General features: G+C 40.5%; 28 protein-coding genes and 1 other annotated feature. Of the genes, 24 read left to right on the top strand and 4 right to left on the bottom strand.

The window, feature by feature from the left end; all coding sequences use genetic code 11:
* Positions 1–5 precede the first annotated feature (5 nt).
* The 21 genes from mutM to yjeM all read left to right on the top strand — a co-directional run bounded on the left by mutM (position 6) and on the right by yjeM (position 16,272).
* Positions 6–836 (top strand): DNA-formamidopyrimidine glycosylase, encoded by an 831-nt coding sequence (gene mutM / locus DTK66_RS08835; RefSeq protein WP_191668435.1) that lies wholly within the window; start codon positions 6–8, stop codon positions 834–836.
* Positions 837–840: 4 nt separating this feature from the next.
* The gene (coaE, locus tag DTK66_RS08830) at positions 841–1,440 is read left to right on the top strand and encodes a dephospho-CoA kinase (protein WP_191668434.1); all 600 of its coding nucleotides are present in this window, start codon (positions 841–843) and stop codon (positions 1,438–1,440) included.
* A 45-nt stretch (positions 1,441–1,485) separates the two neighbouring features.
* A complete protein-coding gene (gene nrdR, locus DTK66_RS08825; protein ID WP_153931056.1) occupies positions 1,486–1,950 on the top strand; it encodes a transcriptional regulator NrdR in 465 nt (154 codons plus the stop codon).
* A 17-nt stretch (positions 1,951–1,967) separates the two neighbouring features.
* Positions 1,968–3,335 (top strand): replication initiation and membrane attachment family protein, encoded by a 1,368-nt coding sequence (locus DTK66_RS08820; RefSeq protein WP_153931055.1) that lies wholly within the window; start codon positions 1,968–1,970, stop codon positions 3,333–3,335.
* A gap of 16 nt (positions 3,336–3,351) precedes the next feature.
* A complete protein-coding gene (gene dnaI / locus DTK66_RS08815; RefSeq protein WP_191668433.1) occupies positions 3,352–4,293 on the top strand; it encodes a primosomal protein DnaI in 942 nt (313 codons plus the stop codon).
* Between the two features lie 46 nt (positions 4,294–4,339).
* Positions 4,340–4,478, top strand: a sequence feature (ribosomal protein L20 leader region).
* 42 nt (positions 4,479–4,520) lie between these two features.
* Positions 4,521–5,033: a translation initiation factor IF-3 gene (gene infC, locus DTK66_RS08810; RefSeq protein WP_003668486.1), complete on the top strand. Its 513-nt coding sequence runs from the start codon at positions 4,521–4,523 to the stop codon at positions 5,031–5,033.
* Between the two features lie 22 nt (positions 5,034–5,055).
* A complete protein-coding gene (gene rpmI / locus DTK66_RS08805) occupies positions 5,056–5,253 on the top strand; it encodes a 50S ribosomal protein L35 (protein ID WP_003664106.1) in 198 nt (65 codons plus the stop codon).
* 44 nt (positions 5,254–5,297) lie between these two features.
* Complete coding sequence (gene rplT / locus DTK66_RS08800; protein WP_076459319.1) at positions 5,298–5,651, top strand: 50S ribosomal protein L20; 354 nt, start codon at positions 5,298–5,300, stop codon at positions 5,649–5,651.
* Positions 5,652–5,801: 150 nt separating this feature from the next.
* Positions 5,802–6,332, top strand: coding sequence for a YqeG family HAD IIIA-type phosphatase (locus DTK66_RS08795; RefSeq protein ID WP_153931053.1), 531 nt, complete (start codon positions 5,802–5,804; stop codon positions 6,330–6,332).
* Entirely contained in the window at positions 6,325–7,452 is a 1,128-nt protein-coding gene (gene yqeH, locus DTK66_RS08790; protein WP_191668432.1) for a ribosome biogenesis GTPase YqeH, read from the top strand. Before DTK66_RS08795 ends, yqeH begins: the two co-directional genes overlap by 8 nt.
* A gap of 27 nt (positions 7,453–7,479) precedes the next feature.
* Positions 7,480–7,791 (top strand): ribosome assembly RNA-binding protein YhbY, encoded by a 312-nt coding sequence (gene yhbY, locus DTK66_RS08785; RefSeq protein WP_153931051.1) that lies wholly within the window; start codon positions 7,480–7,482, stop codon positions 7,789–7,791.
* 19 nt (positions 7,792–7,810) lie between these two features.
* The gene (locus tag DTK66_RS08780; RefSeq protein ID WP_191668431.1) at positions 7,811–8,455 is read left to right on the top strand and encodes a nicotinate-nucleotide adenylyltransferase; all 645 of its coding nucleotides are present in this window, start codon (positions 7,811–7,813) and stop codon (positions 8,453–8,455) included.
* Positions 8,448–9,062, top strand: a complete 615-nt coding sequence (gene yqeK, locus DTK66_RS08775; RefSeq protein ID WP_191668430.1) for a bis(5'-nucleosyl)-tetraphosphatase (symmetrical) YqeK — start codon at positions 8,448–8,450, stop codon at positions 9,060–9,062. Before DTK66_RS08780 ends, yqeK begins: the two co-directional genes overlap by 8 nt.
* Positions 9,062–9,418, top strand: a complete 357-nt coding sequence (rsfS, locus tag DTK66_RS08770; protein WP_153931050.1) for a ribosome silencing factor — start codon at positions 9,062–9,064, stop codon at positions 9,416–9,418. The genes yqeK and rsfS overlap by 1 nt, the downstream gene beginning before the upstream one ends.
* A complete protein-coding gene (locus DTK66_RS08765; protein ID WP_191668429.1) occupies positions 9,418–10,158 on the top strand; it encodes a class I SAM-dependent DNA methyltransferase in 741 nt (246 codons plus the stop codon). The genes rsfS and DTK66_RS08765 overlap by 1 nt, the downstream gene beginning before the upstream one ends.
* Positions 10,159–10,170: 12 nt before the next feature.
* The gene (locus DTK66_RS08760; RefSeq protein WP_191668428.1) at positions 10,171–11,307 is read left to right on the top strand and encodes a nucleotidyltransferase; all 1,137 of its coding nucleotides are present in this window, start codon (positions 10,171–10,173) and stop codon (positions 11,305–11,307) included.
* 128 nt (positions 11,308–11,435) lie between these two features.
* Positions 11,436–11,993: a YceD family protein gene (locus DTK66_RS08755; RefSeq protein ID WP_191668427.1), complete on the top strand. Its 558-nt coding sequence runs from the start codon at positions 11,436–11,438 to the stop codon at positions 11,991–11,993.
* A 54-nt stretch (positions 11,994–12,047) separates the two neighbouring features.
* Positions 12,048–12,227, top strand: coding sequence for a 50S ribosomal protein L32 (gene rpmF / locus DTK66_RS08750; RefSeq protein WP_003664092.1), 180 nt, complete (start codon positions 12,048–12,050; stop codon positions 12,225–12,227).
* A 223-nt stretch (positions 12,228–12,450) separates the two neighbouring features.
* On the top strand, positions 12,451–13,137 hold the full coding sequence (locus DTK66_RS08745) for a response regulator transcription factor (protein WP_153931047.1): 687 nt from the start codon (positions 12,451–12,453) through the stop codon (positions 13,135–13,137).
* Between the two features lie 12 nt (positions 13,138–13,149).
* A complete protein-coding gene (locus tag DTK66_RS08740) occupies positions 13,150–14,625 on the top strand; it encodes a HAMP domain-containing sensor histidine kinase (protein WP_153931046.1) in 1,476 nt (491 codons plus the stop codon).
* Between the two features lie 156 nt (positions 14,626–14,781).
* The gene (gene yjeM, locus DTK66_RS08735) at positions 14,782–16,272 is read left to right on the top strand and encodes a glutamate/gamma-aminobutyrate family transporter YjeM (RefSeq protein ID WP_191668426.1); all 1,491 of its coding nucleotides are present in this window, start codon (positions 14,782–14,784) and stop codon (positions 16,270–16,272) included.
* 122 nt (positions 16,273–16,394) lie between these two features.
* On the opposite strand, the gene DTK66_RS08730 is transcribed toward yjeM, so the two are convergent.
* From DTK66_RS08730 to DTK66_RS08715, 4 genes are all read right to left on the bottom strand, one after another.
* Positions 16,395–17,714 carry an MATE family efflux transporter gene (locus DTK66_RS08730; protein ID WP_497006447.1) on the bottom strand — a complete coding sequence of 440 codons (1,320 nt, stop codon included), beginning with the start codon at positions 17,712–17,714 and terminating at the stop codon, positions 16,395–16,397.
* 139 nt (positions 17,715–17,853) lie between these two features.
* On the bottom strand, positions 17,854–18,264 hold the full coding sequence (locus DTK66_RS08725) for a peptide deformylase (protein ID WP_191668425.1): 411 nt from the start codon (positions 18,262–18,264) through the stop codon (positions 17,854–17,856).
* A 129-nt stretch (positions 18,265–18,393) separates the two neighbouring features.
* On the bottom strand, positions 18,394–19,335 hold the full coding sequence (gene yidC, locus DTK66_RS08720; RefSeq protein WP_191668424.1) for a membrane protein insertase YidC: 942 nt from the start codon (positions 19,333–19,335) through the stop codon (positions 18,394–18,396).
* 94 nt (positions 19,336–19,429) lie between these two features.
* Positions 19,430–19,705, bottom strand: a complete 276-nt coding sequence (locus DTK66_RS08715; protein WP_153930888.1) for an acylphosphatase — start codon at positions 19,703–19,705, stop codon at positions 19,430–19,432.
* Positions 19,706–19,800: 95 nt separating this feature from the next.
* Between DTK66_RS08715 and DTK66_RS08710 the strand changes: the two genes are divergently transcribed.
* The 3 genes from DTK66_RS08710 (at position 19,801) to DTK66_RS08700 (ending at position 21,505) form a co-directional block, all read left to right on the top strand.
* The gene (locus tag DTK66_RS08710) at positions 19,801–20,577 is read left to right on the top strand and encodes a TrmH family RNA methyltransferase (protein ID WP_153930889.1); all 777 of its coding nucleotides are present in this window, start codon (positions 19,801–19,803) and stop codon (positions 20,575–20,577) included.
* A gap of 63 nt (positions 20,578–20,640) precedes the next feature.
* Positions 20,641–21,147, top strand: a complete 507-nt coding sequence (locus tag DTK66_RS08705; protein WP_153930890.1) for an HD domain-containing protein — start codon at positions 20,641–20,643, stop codon at positions 21,145–21,147.
* Between the two features lie 19 nt (positions 21,148–21,166).
* Entirely contained in the window at positions 21,167–21,505 is a 339-nt protein-coding gene (locus tag DTK66_RS08700; protein WP_153930891.1) for a winged helix-turn-helix transcriptional regulator, read from the top strand.
* Positions 21,506–21,521: the final 16 nt, after the last annotated feature.

The raw sequence follows: 21,521 nt of genomic DNA, 5'->3' as shown, positions 1-21,521 counted from the left end.
GTCAGATGCCAGAACTACCAGAAGTTGAAACTGTCCGTCGCGGCTTAATGAAAATTGCTGCTGGACGAAAGATTAATGCGATTGATGTCTACTATGGGAAAACGATTACTAACGATGTCGAAGAATTTCGTCAGGCATTGATTGGCCAGACGATTGAAAAAGTTGATCGGCGCGGGAAATATTTACTTTTCCGCTTTACTAATAATCTAACAATGGTTTCGCATTTGCGAATGGAAGGAAAGTATTATAACCAGCCAGTTGGCAGCTCAGTTGATAAGCATACTCATGTTGTATTTGAATTTACGGATGGCACTGAGCTTTGTTACCAAGATACCCGTAAGTTTGGGCGGATGACTTTAGTAAGAACTGGACAGGAAATGACTGTTGGCGGTTTAAAGACCATTGGTCCAGAACCGACTGCGGCAACATTTACGCTTGATTTCTTTAAGAATGAATTAAGAAAAAGCCGTGGAAAGATCAAGCCGTTCTTACTTAACCAACGCCACGTGGCAGGTTTGGGTAATATCTACGTGGATGAGGTTTTATGGATGACTGGCATAAATCCTGAGCAGCCAGCTAATACCTTGACTGATGAAGAAGTTGCTGCTTTACGCAAGAATATTATTAGCGAACTGGCAACTGCAATTAAGTATAAGGGGACCACGGTTCATAGCTTTACTAATGCCTTTGGAAATGCGGGAGCCTTTCAAGACCGGTTGAATGCATATGGTCATGCTGGTGAAGAATGTCCGCGGTGTGGAACAAAGTTAGTAAAAATCAAGGTTGCCGAACGTGGCACCACCTTCTGTCCTCATTGTCAACCGCTAAAGGAATAGGAAAATGACAAAAATAATTGGTTTAACTGGTGGGATTGCAACTGGAAAGACAACGGTTAGTACAATCTTACGACAAGCCGGAATTCCGGTTATTGATGCGGACCAAGTTGCCCGCCGAGTTCAAATGCCTGATTCTATCGGTCTTACACGGATCGTAAAAGCATTCGGTCCAGATGTTCTTTTACCGACTGGGGACCTCAATCGTCCAGCTTTAGCTAAGATTGTTTTTAATGACCAACAAGCCCGACAAAAACTTAATGACATTCTTCAACCATTGATCTGGGATGAGATTTTTGCCCAGGTAACAGCCTTAAAAAAACAACAAATTCCATTAATAGTGCTTGATGTTCCACTCTTGTTTGAACAACATTATGATGAAGAATGTGATCAGGTGGTGGTTGTTTATACGACTCCGCAAATTCAGCTTGAGCGGTTAATGGCTCGTGATCATTCTTCTGAAAAGGCGGCACGAGCACGAATTGCTGCCCAGATGCCGTTAACAACCAAAATAGCGCGTGCTGACTATCAAATTAATAACGATGGCGATCAGGTTGCCTTGCAAAAACAGGTTGCATCCTTAATAAATCAGCTAAAAAGCAAGTAAAATATGATAAAATAAAGTACTTATACTAAAAAGGAGGGGGACGCATTGCGCTGTCCGCATTGTCACAAAAACGGGTCACGAGTTGTCGATAGCCGGCCAAGCGAAGATGGCAGCTTTATTCGTCGTCGTCGTGAGTGTATTCATTGTGGCTTTCGTTTTACAACCTTTGAACGGTACGAGGAAACACCTTTACTTGTAATAAAAAAGGACGGGACAAGACAGGAGTTCAGTCGCCAAAAGATCTTAAATGGAATTGTCAGATCTGCTGAAAAACGACCTGTCAGCATGGAACGTTTAACAAAAATTACAGATAAAGTTGAGAAACAAGTTCGTAGTATTGGGGAAAGCGAAGTTTCAAGTCAAATTATCGGTAAATTTGTGATGAATGAATTAAAAAACGTTGATGAAATTGCTTATATTCGTTTTGCGAGTGTTTACCGCCAATTCAAAGATGTCGATGCTTTTATGAATGAGCTTGAATCAATGGTAAAGGCGGAACATAAAAAATAAAAAGAGGGGGCTGTAAAATGACTGTTGCAACAACTCTTGACCCACAAGCAGGGTATGTTGTTACTGCTAGTCCATCATTTATTGAGTTTAACGATCAAACATTTGCGGCATTTTATCAGCCAATCCTTGGGCCGGTTGCCTTTAGTCTTTTTTATGCTTTAAAGGCCCGGTTGCGATCACGCCCCACGCTGGCCAGCCGAGTGATGCAAAGTGAGTTGTTAGCACAGCTTAATACTGGCGGCCGTCAAGTTATAGAGGCATTGCATCGGTTAGAGGCTGTTGGCTTAGTTCAAACCTATTTTCAACATGATGAGGTTGGGGATGTTTATGTCTATGAATTACAATCAACGCTCTCGCCGGAGAAATTTATTGCTGACAATTTATTAAGCATCCTTTTGCTTGAAGAAATCGGTGAAAATGCTTTTGATCAGTTGGTTGCCCAGAGCCGGCAATTTAAATTGGTATCTACTAATACCGTCTTAACGAATATTAGTCACCATTTTTTTGATGAATTTCATGTTAATTCACGATCTATTACAACCACCCCCGAGGCCATTGCGAATGCTCGTAAACAGACATCAGTCGAAAAGCAACCGTCATTAACTACTGATATGGCTGATGATTTTGATTGGTCGACGTTGATGAGTTTACTTGCCAACCAGCCAATTGTCAGTACTGACTTGGAGCATAATCGTGAATTGATTCTTGTTGAACACCAATTATACGGAATTGATGAACCAACAATGAAAAAATTGATTTTACGTTCAATCAATCTTAAAGACAATCATTTTGATTCGCAAAAATTTAAACGCATTGTTGCCTCGACTTATAATGTGGTCTACACGCAACCAGCAAAAGTAGCAGAAAAAGACAATCCACCAGTCGATAAAGCTGATGGTCAATTGACAAGCAAGGACCGCCAACTTTTAAATACGGCTAAGGAATATGCACCAATCGAGTTTCTCCAAGACTTAAAAGCGCAGATTGGTGGTTATGTGACTTCGGGTGAGCGCCATATCTTGACTCGGTTAGTCGAAGAAGACAAACTGCAACGAGATGCAATTAATATTTTAACGTGGTACGTCATTGGCGACCGTGGCAATTCTACCCTGAGTGCTAATTTTGTCGATGCCATTGCAAATAATTGGCTCCGTAACGGGATTGTAACGGGGAGCCAAGCCCTCATTCAGTTGAAAAACTTTAACAAGCAATCGCAAGAAAAGAAAAAGCAGCCAGTAGCAAAGAAAAAGAATTGGCGGAAAACAATTAATGAGCCAATGCCGGAATGGAGCAAGAAAAAGGAAAGCGAGCTGATGAAGAAAGCTTCCTCGCAAGAAATTACTAAGCTCCGCGAGCGGATTGCCAATCGTAAGAAAAAACAATAAAAAGGAGGCGGCAACGATGCAATCACTTAATAAAACTCTGCAAGAACTAATGCGTGGGCAAAATATTGCTGGTAATATTCAGCAGACTATGAATCAAGTTTATGCAGATAAAGATGTTCAAACTTTTTTAAACAATAATCGTGATCGCCTTAGTAAAGAAGCAATAAAACGGGGAGAATCAAAACTTTACGAATTTTTCCACGAAAAGCAGCTGATCAAAAAGGGTGTGCCGACCGTAGCTCCTGGATATTCTCCCCAGCTAATAATTAGTGCTGGGCAGATTGATGTTACCTATGTTCCGACAAAACAATTAATAGAACAACAACGCCAACGTCATATTCAGCGACTGGTAAGTTCAATTAACATGCCAAAATTTATAAAAAATGCATCTTATGATGATTACTATTTAAATGAGGACACCCAGACCGATACACGAACAAGGGCAATTCAGGCGGCAATGGATTTTACTGATAATTATCATAAAGACCAGTTTCAGCCTGGCTTATATCTTTACGGAAAATTCGGTGTTGGTAAAACATACCTGCTTGGCGCCATTGCTAATGAGTTAGCTAAGGCCAAAGGAGTAGCAACGACAATGGTTCACTTCCCTAGCTTTGCCGTTGAGATGCGAAATTCGATTAAGCAGAATAGCACAGGTCAAAAATTAGATGCTATCAAACGGGCACCGGTATTAATGCTGGATGACATTGGTGCCAGCGCAATGTCGACCTGGGTACGTGATGATATTCTTGGCGTTATTTTAGAGTATCGAATGCAAGAAGAATTGCCGACTTTCTTTAGTTCTAATTTCTCAATGAACGAGTTGCAGGACAATCATCTTGCAATAAACTCTCAGGGAGATAATGAGCCGTTAAAAGCCGCAAGAATAATGGAACGAATTAAGTTCTTATCTCGTGAAATTGAAATGGAAGGGAAAAACTTGCGGGAAAAGGGATAAACTCCTTGACATTAAATTGGTTATTTAGTAAGCTAGTAAACGTTGAAAGAAAAAGCAGAAGCACCCGCTTCTCGCCTAGGTGATATCGATCGCCGGGCTGACGAGATGAATGATGATTAGAACTATTACTATATAGTCATTATTATGAAGCGGGGTACATTTGTGCCTCGCTTTTTTGCTTGATCTTTCGCTAAAAAAATTGGAGGTGCGTTGCCATAGCACAAGATATGATTGTCAATAACGGTATTCGTGCACGTGAAGTGCGGTTAATCGGTCAAAACGGTGAACAATTAGGCATTAAGTCTAAGCGAGAAGCACTACAGTTAGCAGAAGAGGCTAACCTTGACCTAGTATTAGTTGCACCTAAGGCACGCCCAGCTGTTGCCCGCATTATGGATTACGGGAAGTACCGTTTCGAGATGCAAAAGAAAGAGCGTGAAGCTCGTAAGAAGCAAAAGACGATAACGGTTAAGGAAATTCGCCTTAGTCCATCAATCGATACCAACGACTTTAATGTTAAATTAAAGCGTGTTCGTAAGTTTATCGAAAAGGGTGACAAGGTGCGGATTTCACTACGTTTCCGTGGTCGTGCTATCACACATAAGGATATCGGTCGTGACATGATTGAACGAATGGCTGAAGAAACTTCAGACATTGCCACTGTTGTCCAACGTCCGAAGATGGAAGGGCGGAGTATTTTCTTGACTCTTGCCCCAGCTGCTGATAAAGCAAAAAATTAATTTAAGAAGGTAGGAATTAGTTATGCCAAAGATGAAGAGTAACCGTGCTGCTGCAAAGCGTTTTAAGCGTACAGCTAATGGTGGTTTCAAGAGTGGTAACTCATTTACCAGTCACCGTTTCCACGGTAAGACTAAGAAGCAACGTCGTCAATTACGTGGTTTGAGCATGATGGACAAGACCAACGTAAAGCGTTACAAGAAGTTATTACCATTTAAGTAAACTTCAGAAAAATAACTATTTAAGATACGTAGGAGGATTTCAACATGCGAGTTAAAGGTGGAACTGTTACGCGTGCACGTCGCAAGCGCATTATGAAGTTAGCAAAGGGTTACCGTGGTTCAAAGCACCGTCTTTTTAAGACTGCTAAAGACCAAGTAATGAAGAGTTACACTTACGCTTTCCGTGATCGTAAGGTCAACAAGCGTAAGTTCCGTGAACTCTGGATTGCACGGATTAACGCTGCTGCACGTATGAATGATATTAGTTACAGTAAGTTAATGCACGGTTTAAAGCTTGCTAACATCGATATTAACCGGAAGATGTTGGCTGATTTAGCTGTTAACGATGCTGATGCATTTAAGGCACTCGTTGACGAAGCTAAGAAAGCTCTTAACTAAGCCTAAATACTATTTGACCGCTTGTGGTGCGTATGCATGATGAGTGGTCTTTTTTTAGTTGCGTTCCTGTTAAGACACAGGATATAATTAAATACTAGAACATTTAGTCGGGGGTAACCGATTATAATAAAATTTTGATGAGGTGCAGCTTTGCTAGAGATATTTAAACCAACATGGATGGTCAATACAATCTATTCTGTTTCACCTGCCCAATTAAAAGAGCAGGGGATTCGGGCTGTTTTTAGCGACCTTGACAATACTTTGATTGCTTGGAACAACCCTAATGGAACTCCAGAATTAAAGAAATGGATGAAGGCTTTACATGAGGCTAATATTCCATTAATCGTTATTTCTAATAATAGTAAGGAACGGGTAGCCAAAGCAGTAGATAGTTTGGACTTACCATTTGTTTCTCGCTCATTAAAACCATTAAGCTTTGGAATTGATCGTGCACGAAAAAAGCTTGGCCTAACCAAGAATGAGGTAGTAATGGTGGGCGACCAGCTGTTAACAGATGTTGCGGCAGCTAATCAAGCCGGTATTCGTAGTATTTTGGTGCGCCCATTATTGAATACTGATAAATGGGATACGCGGATTAATCGTTTCTTTGAACGGCGTGTTTGGAAACAATTACTAAAAAAATACCCAGATTTAAAATGGCAGGAGGATTTGAATGACTGAACAAGAACAACAAAATGAGGAATTACGCTGTATCGGCTGTGGAAGCATTATCCAGACTGATAATCCAAATGGTTTAGGCTATACGCCTAAGTCTGCTTTAGAGAAGGGCAAGGAGACAGGGGAGTTATATTGTCAGCGCTGCTTCCGCTTGCGCCATTACAATGAAATTGCCCCTGTTTCGTTAACTGATGATGATTTCTTACGGTTATTAAACCAAATTCGGGATGCTCATGCCTTAATCGTTTATGTTGTCGACATCTTTGATTTTAATGGGAGCCTTATCCCCGGATTGCACCGGTTTGTTGGTGATAATCCAGTATTACTAGTTGGCAACAAAGAAGATTTGCTTCCACGATCACTTCGCCGTCCTAAGCTGCGAGATTGGATTCGTCAACAAGCTAATTTAGCGGGGTTACGACCAATTGATACAGTTCTTGTTTCAGCTAAAAAGAACCACCAAATTGACCACTTACTCGATGTGATTGAAAAATACCGTCATGACCGTGATGTGTATGTTGTCGGGGTAACAAATGTCGGCAAGTCAACATTAATTAATCAAATTATTAAGCAGCGGACAGGAGTAAAGGAATTAATTACGACCTCACGGTTTCCAGGGACGACGCTTGATAAGATCGAAATTCCATTAGATGATGGTCATATTTTAGTCGATACTCCGGGGATCATCCATCAAGAGCAAATGGCCCATGTATTATCACCGAAGGATCTGAAGATTGTAGCTCCCCAAAAGGAAATCAAGCCTAAGACATACCAGTTGAATGATGGGCAGACGTTATTTCTTGGTGGAGTTGCCCGATTCGATTATCTGCACGGCCAAAGAGTTGGAATGGTCGCATATTTTGATAACAACCTTCCGATTCATCGAACAAAACTAAGTAACGCGGATAGTTTTTATGCTAAGCACTTAGGTGACTTATTAACACCACCAACGGCAGATGAAAAAGATGATTTTCCGCCCCTTGAACGATACGAATTTCATATTAATGAGAAAAGTGATGTTGTTTTTGAAGGACTCGGTTGGATTACAGTACCAGCAAAGACAACAGTTGCAGCCTGGGTACCGAAGGGCGTTGGTGCCTTAGTTCGACGAGCAATGGTTTGATTTTTTAATATTTGAAAGGAAATATTTATGCAATTAAGAGGAAAACAAAAGCGATTTTTGCGTGCACAAGCTAATCATTTACAACCACTATTTTCTGTTGGCAAGGAAGGATTAACGGATAACTGGCTTGCTCAGTTAGATGGGGCGCTTGACCGTCGTGAATTAATCAAAGTTAGTATTCTCCAGAACTCTGATGTAACAACTGATGAGGTCCGCCAATTAATTGAAGAGAAGACTTCAATTCAGGTTGTTCAAGTTATTGGTCGAGTTTTAGTATTATTTAAGGTTTCAGCAAATAAAGATGCTCGTGAATTATCGTCACGAGTTGCAGAAATCTAAATGAAGCGGGAGTGACATTGTGCAAAGCTGTAGTGTAATAGACAAGGTACAAACGCAAGCTCAATTGCAAACAAACCCACACAATCACCATAAACGAATCGGCCTTTATGGGGGAACGTTTAACCCTATTCATAATGCGCACTTATTTTTTGCCGATCAGGTTGGTCATGCTTTAAGTCTTGATCGGGTTGACTTCCTCCCCGATGCAAAACCTCCGCATGTGGATCATAAGTCTTCCATTGACCCGCAGTTACGGCTTCAAATGTTGCAACTGGCGATAGCTGACAATCCCTTTTTAGGTATTGAACAGGCCGAACTAGCACGTGGTGGCGTCAGTTATACCTACGATACCATTAAGGAACTGCTTGATAAGCATCCCGATACTGAGTATTACTTTATTATTGGCGGGGATATGGTTGATTATCTTGAAAAATGGTACCGGATTGCCGATTTAATTCGTTTGCCACGCTTTCACTTTGTCGGTATTCACCGGCAAGGAGCAAAAAATGAGACTAAGTATCCCGTAATCTGGGTTGACGTTCCAACGGTCGACTTTAGCTCGACTAATATTAGGCAACGGATTAAGAACGACCAATCAATTAAGTATATGGTGCCAGACGCAGTGCGGGAATTTATTGAGGAGCATCAATTATATCGTGAGTGAAGAAATAGTATACACCAAAAAATATATTTCAATGACCCGATTAGAGCTTATCGAGCGATTAAAAAAGGAATTGAAAGATAAACGTTTCCACCATGTCTTACGGGTTGAAGCAACTGCAATTGACCTGGCAATAAAAAACGGGGTTAATGTTGAAAAAGCAAGCATTGCGGGCTTGGTTCATGACTATGCTAAGCAACGGCCCGACAGTGACTTTATTAATGAAATTAAGCAAAAGAGGCTTGATCCTGAATTGCTTAATTATGGAAATGCTATTTGGCATGGAATTGTCGGTGCGGAGCTAATCAAAGATGAACTTAACATTTGGGATGAAGATATACTAAACGCGGTTCGCCACCATACCACAGGCGCACCGGTTATGACTAAGCTTGAGCAAGTTATTTATATGGCTGATTATATTGAACCGGGACGTGACTTTGCCGGAGTAAAAAAAGCACGGCTAATTACCGCGACCAATCTTCAAGCTGGTGTTGCCTATCAAACAAAGCATACGCTAAACTATTTAGTTGCTAATGGTAAGACCGTTTATCCCAAAACTATTGATACGTATAATGCATGGGTTCCACAATATGAAGGAGAGATCGATTAATGGATAGTAAAAAATTATTAGAAATGGTTGTAAAAGCTGCCGATGGTCGGCGCGCAGAAGACATTGTTGCCCTTAAAGTTGACGAGATCAGTCCAATGGCTGATTATTTCGTGATTATGACTGGGGGGTCTGATCGCCAAGTTCAAGCCATCACTAATGCTATTGTTGAAAAAGCCCATGAAGAAAATCTTAAGATTGGTAGCGTTGAAGGAAAGAATCACGCGCAATGGGTTCTAGTAGACTTAGGTGATGTTGTTGTACATATCTTCCGTGAAGAAACGCGTCAATTCTATAATCTTGAAAAACTATGGGCAGATGCACCACTAGTTAATGTTAATGATTGGGTTAATGAATAATGATCTATCAGAGTTTTGCTCAGTTATATGATCAGTTATTTGATCCTGAAATGTACCGTAATTGGGAGAAATTTACTCTTGAAAATCTTCAAGCTCAAGATAAAAAAATCCTTGACTTAGCGGGCGGAAGTGGTCGTTTAGCAGTAATGCTGGCTCAAGATGGCCTTGAATTAACGGTCGCCGATTTTTCGGCTGAAATGCTGAGTTTAGCTGACCAACACGCGACTGAAGCAGATGTTTCCTTACAACTGATTCAAACCGATATGCGAGATCTTAGTGTCCTTCCCCAATACGATGCTATTACTTGTTATGCGGACTCATTTTGCTATTTAGCTGGACCAGCAGAAGTTCAGCAAACATTTAATGAAATTGCTGAACATTTAAAAAGCGATGGGGTATTTTTATTTGATGTGATCACACCATATCAAACCGATGAAGTTTATCCAGGCTATATGTATAATTACGAAGATGAGGACCACCAGCGTGCATTTATGTGGCAAAGTTTTGCTAATGATGAGGTAGATCATGGTGCTATTCATGAACTAACATTTTTCACGCAGGGAACAGATGGCCGCTATGATCGGGTTGGAGAGACCCATTACGAACGAGCGTATGAATTATCGCTGTTAAAACAAATGTTAAAGCATGCCGGTTTTAATTCTCTGAGCGTGGGATCAGACTTTTCAACTGAAATGAAGTCGGGCAACCCAACTCGTTGGTTTTTTCGATGTCAAAAATAAGGAGACAATAAAATGAAAGCAGTTGGCCTTGTCGTTGAGTACAATCCTTTCCATAATGGTCACCGCTACCATCTCCAGCAGGCACAAGAAATAACGGGAGCTGACGTAACAGTTGCGGTGATGAGTGGCAACTTTACTCAACGCGGTGAGCCTACAATTGTTGACAAATGGTCACGGGCAGCAGCGGCCGTTGCTAATGGGGTGGACTTAGTGGTTGAACTCCCGCTTTTTTATGCAGTTCAGCCTGCTCACCGCTTTGCTGCGGGGGCGCTACGATTATTATCCTCGCTAGGGGTGCAGTCAATTGTCTTTGGTGCTGAACATCCACAATGGAATTTTCAACGGCTAGTTAAAGCAGAGGAGTTATTTAATCAAGAGAGCTTCAATAAATACAATGCGACTTACGCTACCCAGTTCAATCAACAATTAAAAGCGCAGACGGGGGTCACCCTTGTTGATCCCAACGATATTCTTGCCTTTGCTTATACAAAAGCAACAATGCAGAATGACTATCCTTTTGAGTTGATTCCCATCCAACGACAGGGGAGTAACTACCACGACAATACGATTACTGGTAAGATTGCAAGCGCAAGTGCGATTCGTGATGCTCTAGTTGCCAATAATGATTTATATCGCCAAGCAGTACCACAAACGATGGCTGATTCATTAGCTCAGGTAAAAGCAGTGCCGTCCTGGCAATCTTTATACCCGTTATTACGCAATCAATTAATTCAAGCCCCGATATCTTACCTGCAATCGACATATTTAATGGCCGAAGGATTAGAGTATCGGATGAAAGAGGCTGCCCAGCGAAGTTTAGACTTTGCCGCCTTTATGAAATATACCAAGACAAAGCGCTACACATATGCTCATTTATTACGGGTTAGTTTGTATACTTTGCTTCAGGTTAGTCAAAAAGAGGTGCAAATGCACACGCAATCACCTTACCTGCATGTTTTAGCGTTTAATCAGCGGGGACGCGAATACTTGCACCAGGTAAAAAAACAAGTAGAGATACCATTAATTACTAAAGTAGATCAAGGCCTTCGTGATAGCCTGCTTAACCTAGATTATCGCGCAGGAAAGCTCTATCAATCATTTACATCAATAGAACAAGATTTGAAACACCCCCCAGTGATTATTAATTAACGTGGCGAGCAAAGTTTGGTAAAATATTTAAGTAGATTGTTATTCTTAATAGCTTGTCAAGGAAAAAACATTGACAAGCTATTAGGGGACTAGTATAATTGCACATGTTGCATTAGGAGGTTAGTACGGTGAAATGGTCGTTAGCTGAATTACATCGTTATCAAGATGAACCACTTCATATTCAAAGTACTTTTGATCTGAACGCATCATTAACGAAACTGTTTCCAGATATTATTTTAGCTGTTCAACCAGTTAAAGTTGATGGATACGTTACTTATGACGACGGGGATGCCACGATTAGCGCACACGTTACAACAACGCTAACTGTCCCATCTAGTCGTTCGTTAACACCCGTTCAACTACCACTCGATTTTACGTTTACTGAGACGTATATTGATGATCGCTCACATTTTTCTCGCTATGAGGATGAAGATGATGTGGTTTTTCTCATCAAGAAGGGAGAACCAATTGATTTCGATACAGCCTTAGCTGAGAATATTGTGGAGCAGGTACCGTTACGGGTCCTTTCTGCGGAAGAAAAGTCTGGTAAACCAATGCCAACTGGTAAAGGGTGGAATGTTATCTCTGAAGATGACTACAAGGCCCAAAAGCAGGAAGATAAAAAAGTTGATCCACGTCTCGCGAAGTTGCAAAACCTTTTTCCTGATCAGGATAACAAAAAGTAGCGGACGGTTAAAAACCATTTGTGGATAATTTTAATTTCTTAGGAGGTGTCAAACATGGCTGTTCCAGCACGGAAGACTTCAAAGACTAAGAAGCGTATGCGTCGGGGTCACATTAAGTTAAATGTACCTGGCCTTACTCCTTGCCCAAACTGTGGTGAACTTCGCAAGTCACACATGGTATGCCCTAGTTGTGGTTACTACGACGGCAAGCAAGTTGTTAACACTAACAACTAATTAACAAAAAAACTATCCTTTAGGCGCCGGACCTAGGATAGTTTTTTTATTTTAAAATTTTCTAAGAACTGGGAGATAAAAAATGATATAATCTAATTCCTTGATAAATCTATATTTTTCGTGTTGAGAATACTAGGGTTTATTAGAAATTTGTGATAAAATTATTGTGTTTTATTAATACGTATATCAAAATGAAGAAGTTTATATAGTAGGTGAATTATTAATGAGTCGAATTTTAATTATTGAGGATGAGGAAAATTTAGCAAATTTTGTTGAACTTGAATTAAAGCATGAAGGATACGATACTGATGTAGAACTTGATGGCCGTGCAGGGCTAGATGCTGCTTTAAATCAAGACTTTGACGTTATTTTACTTGATTTAATGTTACCGGAATTAAACGGAATTGAAGTCGCACGTCGCGTTCGAGAGTTAAAAGATACTCCGATTATCATTATGACAGCTCGTGATTCAGTTATTGACCGAGTATCTGGCTTGGACCATGGGGCTGATGATTACATTGTTAAACCATTTGCAATTGAAGAGTTGCTTGCACGTGTTCGGGCATTACTGCGGCGAATCAGTATTGAAGATGGTAATAATAAGGAACATCAAACGACGGTTAACTACAAGGACTTGACGATTGAAAAGGAAAACCGGGTTGTTCGTCGTGGCGATGAAGTTATCAATTTAACTAAGCGTGAATATGAATTATTACTGATTCTCATGGAAAATATTAACGTTGTGATGTCACGTAAGGACCTCTTAAGCAAGGTCTGGGGTTACGATTCGAAGGTTGAGACGAATGTTGTTGATGTTTATATCCGGTACTTGCGTAATAAGATTGACCGCCCTGGCGAAAAGAGCTACATTCAGACAGTGCGGGGTACAGGGTATGTAATCCGTTCATAGGAATGATTTATTATGGAGAAAAAAGATGAAAGACGGTTTATTTCATTAAAAATTAAGTGGGCACTGGGGACAGCATTAGGATCCCTTATCATCTTTTTTGTCGTTGTAATGGCCTTATTTAGTGCGTTTACCCAGAATCTCTTCCATCAGGAACGGCAACTATTAAACCAAGGAATGACTAATATCAGTCGGCAACTAGGAACATTAAATGCACCGCTGACGAAGAAAAATATTAGTCAGTTAGTTGACCCGAATGCTAGCAAGTCACAGATTATTTCCGGACAAGACTATCGTCGGCCAGTGGTAAAAGAGTTAAGCGATGGTCATCTCGTAGTCAACATCTATAATCCAGATGGAAAAAATGTTTTAAGTACGGGACGCTATATCAAAAAACCGCATTTTACCACTAACCGCAATATTCATATTGCAGAGGGACCAACCCATGATGTTTTAGTTGGACAGATGCCGATTTATGGTCAAAAGAGCAGACGATTAATTGGTTATCTCCAAGTTGAGAATAATCTAGATGCATACACACGTAGTTATCATCAACTTGAAATAGTATGTGCACTGGCACTGTGCTTGGTTGTAATTGCAAGTGGGCTGCTTGGTTATTTTCTTTCACTATTTCTATTGCGGCCACTGGATAATATTCATGACACGGTTAAGGAGATCAGTTCTGATCCGACAAAGGATGTACGGGTGCCAACCCTTAAGCGCAATGATGAATTAGCAGAGCTTACGACAATGTTCAATGAAATGTTGGATCGGATGCAACGCTATATTGACCAGCAGACCCAGTTTGTTAGTGATGTAAGTCATGAGTTACGAACCCCGGTTGCAATTATTCAAGGACATTTAGAAATGCTCCAGCGGTGGGGGAAAGATGATCCCAAAGTCCTCAATGATTCAATAAAGGCAACGTTGATCGAGACTAATCGGATGAAAAATTTGGTTCAAGAAATGCTTGACCTTAGTCGGGCTGAACAAGTGGAGATTAATTTTCGCAATCAACATACAATTGTCAATGACGTGGTTCATCAAGTCTTTAACAACTTCAAGATGCTATATCCGGAGTTTACGTTCCGCTTAGATGATGACCTTAAGGAACCTATTACTGTTGATATTTACCGTGACCATCTTGAACAAGTTTTAGTAATTCTCTGTGATAATGCAGTCAAATATTCGACTGACGATCATAAGGAGATTCACCTGAGCTTGTCGCGGGGGATGAATACGGTTGAAATCGGTGTCCAAGATTTTGGTGAAGGGATTTCGCCGGAAAATGTTAAACGCGTTTTTGATCGGTTTTACCGCGTGGATAAAGCACGTAGTCGTAAGAAAGGTGGTAACGGGTTAGGACTTTCAATTGCTAAGCGGTTAATTGAGGGTTATCATGGCTCCATTACCTTAGAGAGTTCTGTTGGTGCTGGTTCACTATTTAGAATTATTTTGCCAATTATTGAAGATCCTGAAACAAAAAAATAACCTGATTTAAGCGATGGTGAGTTTACATAATGTGAACTCATCATCGCTTTTTACTAGCTTAAATAGACAATTTTACTTAACTGTTCAGTAAATCAGGTAAACTTTTCATAATTAGCGGTATAATGAATTAAACGTTTATTAAGGAGTTGAATTGAAGTGGCTGCGAAAGAGCAGAAAAAATTAATCACTACACCAACACTGGTGCTAATGATAATTTCAACGATTTATGGGTTTGGTAACGTTTCAATTGCCTACGACCAAATGGCATATGCCGGGATGTTTTGGTATATCCTTGCAGGGGTATGCTTCTTCTTTCCGTGCTGTCTGATGATGGCAGAATACGGGTCAGCATTTAAGGATGCTAAAGGCGGGATTTATTCATGGCTAGCAGGTTCCATTGGTGAGCGATTAGCTTTTATTGGAACCTTTATTTGGTTAGCAAGTTGGGTCTTATGGCTTGTATCTAGTGCTTCCCGACTTTGGATTACTTTATCTGCATTATTGTTTGGACATGATACTACTCAGCAGTGGCACTTTTGGATATTTAATTCTAATCAATTAATTGGAATTCTCGCGATTCTCTTTGTTTTGTTAGTAACCTTGCTAAGCTCTCAAGGAATAAATGGAATTACCAAGATTAGTTCCTTTGGGGGAGCATTTATGATTGGGATGAATGCCATCTTTATCATTGCTAGTTTAATTACGATTATTGCAAATAAGGGGGTAACTGCGCAGCCAATCCACGGCATTAGTAGTTTTATTGAATCGCCTAATCCTGCTTTTAAGACACCAATTGCAATTATTTCATTTGTTGTTTATGCCATCTTTGCCTATGGGGGGATGGAAAACCTTGGTGGAGTTACTGATAGCATGAAAAATCCCGCCAAAACTTTTCCCCGTGGATTAGTGATTGGTGCTCTCTTAACTATTGGTAGTTACGTTTTAATGATTTTAATGACTGGCTTTTCTGTCAACTATGATCATGTAATTGCTCGTTCCAATGTTAATCTGGGTAACGTTACCTATGTTGTATTTAATGAACTTGGTTATCAGATGGGAGTTTCCCTGGGGTTAAGTCACGCAACCAATGTTTTTCTCGGTTTATTATTTACACGGATGATTGCCTTAGCTGGATTGATGGGCATGCTTGGCGCAATGTTCCTCTTAGTTTACTCCCCAATTAAGTCATTTATTATGGGAGCAAATCCTGAGCTATGGCCAGAGAAAATAGTTAAACTAAATAAGCATGGAATGCCAGCCTACGCAATGTGGATTCAAGCAATCTTCGTTTCTTGCATTATCTTCCTAATTGCGTTTGGGGGATCAGCGGCGGCTAGCTTTTACCAGATTTTGACAGATATGGTCAATGTTTCTACCTGCGCACCGTATATCTTCTTAGTGGGAGCCTTTCCAGTATTCCAGAAAAAGAATATTCCACACGATTTTGTGGTATTTAAGAATCGTTTTTGGACTAATGTTCTGGTTGTATTTGTTGAGATAATCGTTTGCTTAGGGATTATCTTTACCTGTATCCAACCAATTCTTGATCATGATTTCCAGACCGCATTTTGGACCGCGTTTGGACCGGTATTTTTCGGCGTGGTTGCTTGGATATTCTACAATCACGCAACTAAAAAGATTAAGTAAAAATAAAGCTGGAAAATAATCTTCTTAGCAAGGTTAGCACAAGAGTGGCTGATGATTGAGATAATATTCAAATCTGAAAAAAGCTGATGAAAAATTTTTGCTTTTTCACCAGCTTTTGCTTTTTAAACATTATTTAATTTTTTAAGTCGTTGATAAATTATTATTCCACCAATGGAGCTAATGACAAGTTCTGTAAATGGAACCGCTGCCCATACACCATTGATACCAGCAAATTGAGCCAAAAGAAGAATAGCAGGTAACAGAATAATGTATCCCCGTAAAATTGATAGGGAGAATGACGCTCGGGCGGAACCGATTGCAGTTAGAAAGAGGATAAATAAGAGATTTAATGCACTAAAGAAGACACTTGTAAAATAAATTGGCATGCCAACACTTGCGTATGCAACCAGCTGGCTAGAATGCGCGGTGTTAAAGATTTCAATGATGGGCAACTTAAAAGTAATTAAAATGATAAAACTAACGGCCGCTAAAAACAGGGTGATTACAATCCCGTTTTTTAAGCTCGTTGTAACGTTTTGGTACTCATGTTTACCGAATTCCCGACTTGCAATGGGTTGAACACCAAGAGCCACCCCGTTAGCAATCGCTAGAACCACTATGGCAATATTGGAAATAACGCCATAAGCAGCAACAGCGTAATTATTTGCTAGCTGTAATAATACATGGTTAAAGAAATATATGCTGACTCCTGTGCTTAATTCATTTAGCGCCGAGGCAGTTCCCAAGCGGGCAGCACGATAGATGTTTGTTAACCGAGGAATAACCCAGTGCCATTCAAGCTGGCGTTTAGCAAAATGCCGGTGAAAACTTAAAATAAACAAGCTAATTGCTGGTGAGAAGAGAACTGCTAGAGCTGCTCCTTCAAGCTTTAACCCCATTCCAAAGATAAAAAACCAGTCAATAATAACAACTGAAATAGTTTCGGTTAACGTTGCCTTCATTGTAAGCGTTGGATTACCATCGTTCCGAATAAAGTTAATGGCAATATAATTAACCATATAAAGGGGACCACTCCAAGCAATAATCCGTAAGTAGGTGATTGCCATTTGACGCGTGGCATCATCGGCTCCCAGAAAATTAACAACGGGGGTGGCGAAAATATTTAAGAGCGCTGCTAAAATAAGGCCAAGACTAAAGGCAAAAATAACCAGCTGGCTAAATAAGGATTGTATTCGTTCAGGATGCATTACCTTATTTAGGGAAAAAATAGTAGCCCCGCCAACGCCAAGTAGTAGCCCCGTCCCATTAAAGACATTGAAGAGGGGTAATACCAAGTTGAGGGTTGTTAGACCTAAGGCTCCAGCAGCAATCGAAATAAATAAGGTATCGATAATAACGTACATCGACATCCCCAAGGTAGCAACAACATTCCGAATCACATAGTGCCGTACTTCTCCCGTAATTGATATTGTTGAGTCCATAAAAAAACCTCCACAAAACATGCTCCCATCCTCCTTGTTGGACGCCTGTTTGAGAAGCATTAATTAAATTATCGTAAAACCCGGCGATTTTACTATCCTTATTTCATTTATAGTTATTTTAGCAAATTTGTGAATTGGCTTATATTATAATTCCGTTACAATGATCAAGCTCATGCTGAACAATTTCAGCAGCAAAGTCGGTTAGGAAAAGAGTCTGTGGTTGCCATGCTTGATTAAAAAATTTAACCGTAATCTTCTGATAGCGTTTTGTTGGTCGCTTGCCTATTAGCGAAAGGCACCCTTCTTCAGTTTGGTAGGGGTTGCTTTTAGCAGTAATTTGTGGATTAAACATAACAACATTTAATGGACCAAGGCGGGCAATGATAATCTTTTTATTGCTGCCAATCATATTTGCTGCCATGCCAACACATTCTGTCTGATGGGCGTTGAGGGTATCGATTAAGTCAGCCGCGATCGGCCGGTCGGTCTTGGTTGCAGGAACAGCCTTCTTGGCTAGTAGTTGTTGATCTTTAACAATTGGTTTAATCATGTGGATTCTCCTAAAATTAAAATCAGTCGGGAAGTCATCTTTTCAACAAAGCAATTATTTTTTACAGTTAGACATTCCAATATTCAGAACTGAAAAAGACTGGCGAAAATTTCTCCAGCCTCTTAATTATTATTTTTTATGATGTTGTTTACCAGCATTACGTTGCCGATTGCGGTTTTTAGAAGCAGTTGAATCTTCTTTACGCAATTGGTCGATTGCGTTTGTTGGCTTTGCCGCCGGACTAGGTTGATTGATTACTGGTGCTTCCGGCATCTTGATCGGGTTATTCTTGCTTTCTTCTTCAATTTGGCGTCGAATTCGTGGTCGATAAGCATTGACCATCAGTGTTTGCAAAATTGCGAATAATCCGCCGATGAAGAAGTAAAGTCCTAAACCGGCAGAAGAAGTAAGTGAAATAAAGAAAGTCATGAATGGACTCATCCAAATTGCCATCTTCATTTGTTTCTTTTGCGCCTCTGGAACACCAACAAGACCAAGATAACTTTGCGCAGCGTAAGCAATAAAGGATAAAACTGCCAAAATGACGCTCGGTTTACCAAGAGGAATACCAAAGAATGTTGCATGGTAAAGGTCTGGTGAGTAGCGGATCGCTGCATATAATGCGGCGAAAATCGGCAATTGAATTAATAGGGGCAAACAACCAATTCCCCCCGTTAAGCTAATATTATTATCCCGATAAAGAGCCATCATCTGTTGACTAACTGCTGCTTGTTCTTCGGGTGTTTTAGCTGCTTTTTGTTTTTCAGTTAATTCCTTAATCAATGGTTGAACTTTAGACATTTTTTCCTGCATGATGGTTGACTTTTTCATTTGTGAAAACATCACGGGTAAAAGGACCGTCCGAACAACCACTACAATCACGATAATTGCCCAGCCGTAGTTATTTCCCATATGGCTTGCAAGCCACTCCATCAAATGCTGCATTGGTTTTGCCATATAATCATAGACAAAACCATATGGCCGACCGCTCTTTGTTGTTCGAACACATCCGTTAAGGAGCAGTAAGAGGGTAAAAAGTCCTCCAGCGACCGTTATTCTTTTATGTTTCATATTAATGAATCAAACTCCCTTATGTTCATTTTATTTACGCTAATAGTACGTATTTTACTCTATTAAGAAGGTGAATTCTACCTGTAATCATGAACTAGCGGGTGATTCTAAAAGAATTTTGATAATCTTTAATTTTGCCGGTTGTAATATTGACAGTATTGACCCGTGCATATGGAGTAGGGCCTGCTTTGATTTTGTTAATTATTTGCTGGACATCATCAGCTGCCCCTTGCAGCTCACAATAGACACTACCGTCTTCTTGATTTTTAACAATTCCGCTGATACCAAACTGAGTTGCTAGCTGATAAACGCGCCATCGAAAGCCGACTCCTTGGACGCGACCAGTTATTACAAGATGTTTATTAATCATCTTTGCCTCCTTAAGAAAAACTTATAGTGCTTGCTTACAATTGTACATCAGGAACATGGTATAATTTAAATAATAAGAAGGAGTATGCAATTAACATGGAACAATTAACATCTATTCACAATCAGCACGTTAAAGACTGGAAGAAGCTTCAGACTAAAAAAGCTCGCCGGCAAACAGGAACATATTTACTTGACGGCTGGCACCTCGTTCAAGAAGCTGCAAAAGCGGGGATAGAGCTGATCGAACTGATTGGGACTGCTGATCAGTTGGCAGTTCATCCCGATCTCATAAGGTTGGCAGGAGCCACCTATGAAGTTACTGAAGAGATTATGAAGCATATTACTAATACAGTAACTCCCCAAGGGATTGCGGCAGTAGTTGCCTTACCTGATGCCCATCGGTTACCGTCTGCCCCGCTTAATGGTGCATGGTTATTTCTAGATCGTGTTCAAGACCCTGGTAATGTCGGGACGATGGTTCGGACAGCAGATGCAGCTGGATTTGCGGGGGTTGTAGTTGGCGAGCGGTCAGCAGATTTATTTGGCCCTAAGGTTGTTCGTTCAATGCAAGGCAGTCAATTCCATTTACAGATGTTTGAAGGTGATTTACGGAAGTGGATTGCAGATTTTAACAAGATTGGGGCGCCGGTATTTGGCACCCAACTCAATCCGCAAGCAAAGAATTTTCGCACTGTCACCCCTGGCGATACCTTTGCCCTCGTGATGGGTAATGAAGGACAGGGGATGAGTAATGAACTGCTGTCGATGACGACTGCTAATCTGTATATTCCGATGCGTGGCGAAGCAGAATCACTCAATGTGGCAATCTCTGCTGGAATTTTAATGTTTCAACTCAATCAAAATTTAGATTAAATTAATTTATTTTCGACGCAAAATCGTGTATGATAATTGCAACAAATAGAAAAGGGGTATTACATGAAATCAAAAAATGAATGGCGCGCCGATAAGGAGTACGTATCGATTGTTGCTGACCTATTAGCTCAGCCTGCTGTACAAAAACTGGCTAATTATACTCAGCACCATCATTCTACGCGCTTGCAACATTCTATTGCGGTTTCGTATGATAGCTATAAAATTGCCAAGAAGATGCATCTTGATTATCGAAGTACTGCACGAGCTGGATTATTACATGATCTTTTTTACTATGACTGGCGGACAACCAAGTTTAACTTAGGAACGCATGCTTTTATCCATCCTCGCGTAGCACTGCGCAATGCAGAAAAGTTGACCCCGCTAAATAAAAAGGAAAAGGATATCATCCTTAAGCATATGTTTGGCGCGACGCTGGCCGTTCCTCGTTACCCAGAGAGTTTGATTGTTTCATTGGTTGATGACTTTGAAGCAGAGCATGAATTCTTTGGACCGCTACGGGCAAAGTTACGTCGGAAGATTAAGAAGCGCCGGATGCGGACAACTTGGTAGACGAGAGGGAGATTTATTTATGGAACAATTAGTAGCAGAAAAGGCACTTGATGAAGACTGTAAGCTATGTCCAAAATTTACCCACACGTTTATGATTTTGGGAAAAAAATGGAATGGGCTAATTATTGAAGTATTACTTGAAAAGGGTAATATGCGGTTTAAGGATATTGCTAGCAGCATCACCAAATGTAGCGACCGGGTCTTGTGCGAACGGTTAAAAGAATTAGAAGATGAACAAATTGTTAGTCGGAATACTTATGAAGGTTCTAGCCGGGTCGATTACTCTTTGACAGAGCGCGGACAAGACCTAAAGCCGGTAATGGATGCTGTCCATGCCTGGAGTGATAAGTGGATTTAATTAAGTTGCCCCCAAA

It is taken from the genome of Limosilactobacillus walteri (genome assembly GCF_014830205.1).
In the GTDB taxonomy this organism is placed as follows: Bacteria; Bacillota; Bacilli; order Lactobacillales; family Lactobacillaceae; genus Limosilactobacillus; species Limosilactobacillus walteri.
Note: the sequence above shows the minus strand (reverse complement) of the source record. Positions and strands in the feature narration are given on the sequence as shown.

Coding starts and splice junctions, on each gene's coding strand:
- mutM (WP_191668435.1), top strand. CDS start 6: ATGCCAGAACTACCAGAAGTTGAAACTGTCCGTCGCGGCTTAATGAAA.
- coaE (WP_191668434.1), top strand. CDS start 841: ATGACAAAAATAATTGGTTTAACTGGTGGGATTGCAACTGGAAAGACA.
- DTK66_RS08820 (WP_153931055.1), top strand. CDS start 1,968: ATGACTGTTGCAACAACTCTTGACCCACAAGCAGGGTATGTTGTTACT.
- dnaI (WP_191668433.1), top strand. CDS start 3,352: ATGCAATCACTTAATAAAACTCTGCAAGAACTAATGCGTGGGCAAAAT.
- infC (WP_003668486.1), top strand. CDS start 4,521: ATGATTGTCAATAACGGTATTCGTGCACGTGAAGTGCGGTTAATCGGT.
- rpmI (WP_003664106.1), top strand. CDS start 5,056: ATGCCAAAGATGAAGAGTAACCGTGCTGCTGCAAAGCGTTTTAAGCGT.
- rplT (WP_076459319.1), top strand. CDS start 5,298: ATGCGAGTTAAAGGTGGAACTGTTACGCGTGCACGTCGCAAGCGCATT.
- yqeH (WP_191668432.1), top strand. CDS start 6,325: ATGACTGAACAAGAACAACAAAATGAGGAATTACGCTGTATCGGCTGT.
- yhbY (WP_153931051.1), top strand. CDS start 7,480: ATGCAATTAAGAGGAAAACAAAAGCGATTTTTGCGTGCACAAGCTAAT.
- rsfS (WP_153931050.1), top strand. CDS start 9,062: ATGGATAGTAAAAAATTATTAGAAATGGTTGTAAAAGCTGCCGATGGT.
- DTK66_RS08765 (WP_191668429.1), top strand. CDS start 9,418: ATGATCTATCAGAGTTTTGCTCAGTTATATGATCAGTTATTTGATCCT.
- DTK66_RS08760 (WP_191668428.1), top strand. CDS start 10,171: ATGAAAGCAGTTGGCCTTGTCGTTGAGTACAATCCTTTCCATAATGGT.
- rpmF (WP_003664092.1), top strand. CDS start 12,048: ATGGCTGTTCCAGCACGGAAGACTTCAAAGACTAAGAAGCGTATGCGT.
- DTK66_RS08745 (WP_153931047.1), top strand. CDS start 12,451: ATGAGTCGAATTTTAATTATTGAGGATGAGGAAAATTTAGCAAATTTT.
- DTK66_RS08740 (WP_153931046.1), top strand. CDS start 13,150: ATGGAGAAAAAAGATGAAAGACGGTTTATTTCATTAAAAATTAAGTGG.
- DTK66_RS08730 (WP_497006447.1), bottom strand. CDS start 17,714: ATGGACTCAACAATATCAATTACGGGAGAAGTACGGCACTATGTGATT.
- DTK66_RS08725 (WP_191668425.1), bottom strand. CDS start 18,264: ATGATTAAACCAATTGTTAAAGATCAACAACTACTAGCCAAGAAGGCT.
- yidC (WP_191668424.1), bottom strand. CDS start 19,335: ATGAAACATAAAAGAATAACGGTCGCTGGAGGACTTTTTACCCTCTTA.
- DTK66_RS08715 (WP_153930888.1), bottom strand. CDS start 19,705: ATGATTAATAAACATCTTGTAATAACTGGTCGCGTCCAAGGAGTCGGC.
- DTK66_RS08710 (WP_153930889.1), top strand. CDS start 19,801: ATGGAACAATTAACATCTATTCACAATCAGCACGTTAAAGACTGGAAG.
- DTK66_RS08705 (WP_153930890.1), top strand. CDS start 20,641: ATGAAATCAAAAAATGAATGGCGCGCCGATAAGGAGTACGTATCGATT.
- DTK66_RS08700 (WP_153930891.1), top strand. CDS start 21,167: ATGGAACAATTAGTAGCAGAAAAGGCACTTGATGAAGACTGTAAGCTA.